General features: G+C 29.9%; 1 protein-coding gene. It reads left to right on the top strand.

Annotated elements, in window-relative coordinates:
• Positions 1–128 precede the first annotated feature (128 nt).
• Positions 129–652: transposase family protein (locus HMPREF2897_RS07790; protein ID WP_141751290.1), on the top strand; the 524-nt coding region annotated here is incomplete at its 3' end.

Here is a 652-nt window from a genome sequence, read left to right as displayed (position 1 = left end):
CTCTATAATAAATTGGACTGATGACTAAAAATCATCAGTCCAATTTTTATGTTTGAATACAAAAATGGCGCAATTACCTCTATAATTATTAGTTACCACACAAAATAAAAAAGAAAGGTAATGCGCCTATGTGTAAGTCTATATTAAATACATTAAGAATTAAAGATAAAAATCTAAATTTTTCAGATGAAGTGATTGAGAAAAAACATAAAGGACGAATGAGCTTGTTTTACTATGCCGAGCTCACTTATCAACCTACACATTGTGAAAATTGTTCAACTAAAAATGAAAATTTCTCTATAGTAAAAAATGGTAAGAAAACCTCAACGATTACTTTACTTAAAATTATGGAAATGCCCGCTTATTTAGAACTTCAAAAACAAAGATTTTATTGTAAATCATGTGACAGTCATTTTACTGCTAAATCTAATATTGTCGACGCTCATTGTTTTATTTCTAATAAAACAAAACTTGCAGTTTTAGATAAAGCACAAGAATACCGCTCTCAAAAATCTATCGCTAAGTCATGCTTAGTATCATCAATGACTGTGTCTAGAGTGATTAATCAAGCGGCAAGCGACGTAAGTCAGTCTTCTTTTGATGCTCTACCTGAACACTTAATGATGGACGAATTTAAAAGTGTTAAAAATGT

This window comes from Staphylococcus sp. HMSC065D05 (assembly GCF_001813195.1).
GTDB lineage: Bacteria > Bacillota > Bacilli > Staphylococcales > Staphylococcaceae > Staphylococcus > Staphylococcus epidermidis.
Note: the sequence above shows the minus strand (reverse complement) of the source record. Positions and strands in the feature narration are given on the sequence as shown.